General features: G+C 45.1%; 5 protein-coding genes. 3 read left to right on the forward strand and 2 right to left on the reverse strand.

Annotated features, from left to right (window positions below; translation table 11 throughout):
* Both C1T29_RS19750 and C1T29_RS19755 read left to right on the forward strand, forming a co-directional pair.
* Positions 1-646, forward strand: a 646-nt coding sequence (locus C1T29_RS19750) for a response regulator transcription factor (RefSeq protein ID WP_208945536.1), incomplete at its 5' end; no start/stop codon positions are given.
* Positions 643-1,989 carry a two-component system sensor histidine kinase CssS gene (locus tag C1T29_RS19755; protein ID WP_026580088.1) on the forward strand — a complete coding sequence of 449 codons (1,347 nt, stop codon included), beginning with the start codon at positions 643-645 and terminating at the stop codon, positions 1,987-1,989. The genes C1T29_RS19750 and C1T29_RS19755, both read left to right, overlap by 4 nt.
* Positions 1,990-2,012: 23 nt before the next feature.
* On the opposite strand, the gene spxO is transcribed toward C1T29_RS19755, so the two are convergent.
* Entirely contained in the window at positions 2,013-2,177 is a 165-nt protein-coding gene (gene spxO, locus C1T29_RS19760) for an anti-adapter protein SpxO (protein ID WP_023856228.1), read from the reverse strand.
* Positions 2,178-2,364: 187 nt separating this feature from the next.
* Between spxO and C1T29_RS19765 the strand changes: the two genes are divergently transcribed.
* Positions 2,365-3,249, forward strand: a complete 885-nt coding sequence (locus C1T29_RS19765) for a TetR/AcrR family transcriptional regulator (protein ID WP_023856229.1) — start codon at positions 2,365-2,367, stop codon at positions 3,247-3,249.
* A gap of 46 nt (positions 3,250-3,295) precedes the next feature.
* Here C1T29_RS19765 and C1T29_RS19770 read toward each other — a convergent pair.
* Positions 3,296-3,982, reverse strand: a 687-nt coding sequence (locus C1T29_RS19770; RefSeq protein ID WP_269321160.1) for a lyase family protein, incomplete at its 5' end; no start/stop codon positions are given.

Here is a 3,982-nt window from a genome sequence, read left to right on the forward strand (position 1 = left end):
TGAAGAGAATTTAAATGAATTGCTGACAAAATACTTAGAGAGTGAAGGCTGGCACGTCACTTCTTTTCTAAACGGTGAAAGTGCCAGGCAAAAAATAGGCCAGTCACCTCATTTATGGATTCTCGATATCATGTTACCAGATATCGACGGGTATACGCTAATAAAAGAAATAAAAAATCATGATCCGGAAGTCCCCGTCATTTTTATTTCTGCACGCGATGCCGATATTGACAGAGTGCTGGGGCTTGAGCTGGGCAGCAGTGACTATATATCTAAGCCGTTTCTCCCCAGGGAACTGATCATCCGCGTACAAAAGCTGCTCAAGCTGATATATAAAGAAGAACCGGGAGAAATGAAAAAAGGAACGCCGGTTTCCTGCTATGAAGTCTATGAAGACTTGAGAGAAGTCTATGAAAATGGCAGCATGATCAATTTGACGTCAAAGGAATTTGATCTTCTGCTTCTATTTATAAACAACAAAGGCCGCGCCTTTTCAAGGGAGGATATCCTCACCAGCGTCTGGGGAGACGATTACTTCGGAACCGACCGCGTCGTTGACGATCTTGTCAGAAGGCTGCGCAAGAAAATGCCCGAACTGAAAGTGGAAACCATCTACGGGTTCGGCTACAGGATGTTGAAATCATGAAGAACAGGTCGCTCGCCTTTCAAATTTGGAGTGTCATTTGCGGCATCCTGTTAACGGTCTCGATTTTGCTGACGTTTTTATTCTCGACAACACTGCAGAACTTTTTTACTGACGAAATTTATACGAACATTGAAAATGAGCAGCATGTTCTGACAGAATACGGATTTTCCGATTCACCGGAAAGAGGCTTCGGCGGAAGCAGCGGCTCACGAAGCACAAACCGCCACGTTCAGCACGTCCTACTGCCTGAGAGAGGAACCGTCTACCAAAGCCCGCAGATTCTCCCTGATTCATTTATCGAGAAGGTTCAGAAGCTCGGCAAAAGACAGGACGAGTCCTCAAAAAGGTATTCGGAGAATGTCAACGGAGAGCACATTTTCTTTGTGCTCAAAAAAATCCAGACCCAGGACCAGACGTTTCTGCTATTGTCCTATGCGCTTGATTCATACAGGGACGATTTGTCCCATACGCTGTTTAAGCAGCTGCTGTTTATTTTGATTGTCGTCATTTTGCTGAGCTGGATTCCTTCCATCTGGCTGGCGAAATATTTATCAAGACCGCTCGTCACGCTTGAAAAACACGTCAAACAAATCTCTAAACAGGACTGGGATGATCCCGTGATTGTCGACAGGGAAGACGAAATCGGCAAGCTCGGGCACACCATTGAGGACATGCGGCAAAAGCTCATCCAGAAAGATGAGACAGAACGCACGCTCCTGCAAAACATCTCCCACGATCTGAAAACGCCGGTCATGGTCATCCGCGGGTATACCCAGTCGATCAAAGACGGCATCTACCCTAAAGGAGATTTGGAAAACACGATTGAAGTCATTGAAGGCGAAGCTGAAAAACTTGAAAAGAAAATCAAGGATCTTCTTTATCTGACAAAGCTTGATTATTTGCTGAGACAAGAAAGACAGTACGGAACTTTTGATATACAAGAGGTCATTAAAGAAGTTGTTGAACGCTTGAAATGGTCCAAAAAAGAATTGAACTGGAAGATTGATCTTGAAGAGGAAACAATGTTGACGGGCGATCAAGAACAATGGAGCAAGCTGTTGGAAAACGTTCTTGAAAACCAGATCCGCTATGCGGAGACATGCATTGAAATCAGCGTCAGGTCGACGAAAAAACATACGTTGATCACCATTAAAAATGACGGACCACACATTGAAGAAGAGATGCTTTCCAGCCTGTATGAGCCTTTTAATAAAGGGAAGAAAGGCGAATTCGGCATTGGACTCAGCATCGTTAAACGAATCTTGACGCTCCACCATGCTGACATGACCATTCGGAATGATCAAACCGGTGTGTGCTACTCAATATCCGTTCCGCGAAATTAGACTGTAGACGCTGCAGTCTTGTTTCATATAAACGAATAGCCGTTGAAATCCCGATAGCTGGGCTTCATCGTGTTTTTCGGCTTTTTCATCCATTTCTTTTCGCACAGGACATGCTTTGGATATTTGACTTTGTCCACCTTAATTCCCCTGCTGCGCAGACGCCTGATCATATCATCGATTTCTTTCATCAACCTTCACCCTTTCTCCACAAATTTTGACCACTCGGTCACCTTACTTTATAATATAAATAATATCAAACAAAAAAACAAGTTACAATCTAGTTAAAAATATAACGGAGCAGAAAAAGTGACCCGCCAGTCACCACGGTCCGCCGAAAGCCGCTTTCGGGTTCGATCTTTCAGGAAGGTGAAAGCAATGAAACAAAAAGAGAAAGTCATTATTGAAACAGCCATCAAACTTTTCGCAAAAAAAGGATACAGCTCTACTTCAGTTCAGGAGATTGCAAAAGAGTGCCAAATGTCAAAAGGCGCTTTCTACATTTATTTCAAATCAAAGGAAGCGCTCCTCCTTTCAGTCCTTCACTACTACTATGAAAGAATCTTTACCCGAATTCAGAAAATCAAAACGGAGCATGACCATCCGCGCGATGTGTACCGGATGCAGCTCGTCGTTTTTTTCGAAAACATTTTGGAGCACAAAGAGTTTATCACGATGCAGTTTAATGAGCGGTCAATGCCGATCAATGACGAAATTGAAGCGTTCGCGAAAAAAATGCGGAGAACCACGCTCAGGCTGCACATCGAAAACATCCAGAACATTTACGGCAAAGACATTGAACCGTACAGCGCCGAACTGTGCTTTATGATCAACGGAATGAGCGATGTCTATCTTGAGCTGATGATTTTGCTGCACCATTCGTTCGACCTGCAGTCTCTCGCCGACCACATGCTGAACCGCCTCGACGATTTGGCAAAGGGGATGATCAAGCGCAATGATCAGCCGCTGATTTCATTCGAAAAAGCAGACGAGTGGTTCGGCCCCTTTTACACATTTGATCCGCTGAAGGACGCCCTCCTCAATGAAATGCGTGTCAAAGCGAACAAGCAGTACAACGGCGCTCCTCCTGCCGATCTTGCCGAAAGCCTGGATATTCTGGAAAAAGAGCTTAGAAAAGAAAAGCGCAAAAACGCCATCATCAAAGGCATGATATCCAACTTGAAGGAATATGATGCGATTCGAAAAGAAACGGACAAACTCGCTGAATTGATCAAAAAAGACATGCACCATCCGCACGGATGATTCGCAAAACAAAACCGGCTGCAATACATGCAGCCGGTTTTGTTGATTATGCTTTCGGTTTCACCATTTCTTCAGGTTTAACAACTTCGTCGAACTGCTCCTCTGTTAAAAGGTTCAGTTTGAGCGCCGCTTCTTTCAGCGTCAGCCCTTCTTTATGGGCCAGCTTCGCGATTTTCGCCGCATTTTCGTATCCGATATGCGGATTTAAAGCCGTAACCAGCATGAGAGAATTGGTCAGGTTCTTTTCAATTGTTTCCCGATTAGGCTCAATTCCCACGGCACACTTGTCATGGAATGAATTCATGCCGTCGGCAAGAAGCTGAACGGATTGCAGGAAGTTGTATATAATCACCGGTTTAAAGACGTTCAGCTCAAAGTTCCCCTGGCTCGCGGCAAAGCCGATCGTTGCGTCATTCCCCATGATTTGGGATGCGACCATTGTCAGCGCTTCGCTTTGCGTAGGGTTTACTTTTCCAGGCATGATCGAGCTTCCCGGCTCATTTTCCGGAATAATCAATTCGCCGATTCCGCAGCGCGGTCCGCTTGCAAGCCATCTGACATCATTGGCGATTTTCATGAGATCTGCTGCAAGCGCTTTAAGTGCGCCATGAACGTGTGTCAGTTCATCATGGCTTGTCAGCGCATGAAACTTATTAGGCGAGCTTTTGAATGTCTGTCCGGTCAAGGCGCTGATCTCTCCGGCAACAGTGCTTCCGAATTCAGGGTGAGCATT

The sequence above is a fragment of the Bacillus sp. MBGLi79 genome (genome assembly GCF_002953915.1).

Bases quoted from the DNA above. Each gene is read 5' to 3' on its own strand.
- C1T29_RS19765 (WP_023856229.1), top strand. From the start codon at position 2,365: ATGAAACAAAAAGAGAAAGTCATTATTGAAACAGCCATCAAACTTTTC.
- spxO (WP_023856228.1), bottom strand. From the start codon at position 2,177: ATGAAAGAAATCGATGATATGATCAGGCGTCTGCGCAGCAGGGGAATT.
- C1T29_RS19755 (WP_026580088.1), top strand. From the start codon at position 643: ATGAAGAACAGGTCGCTCGCCTTTCAAATTTGGAGTGTCATTTGCGGC.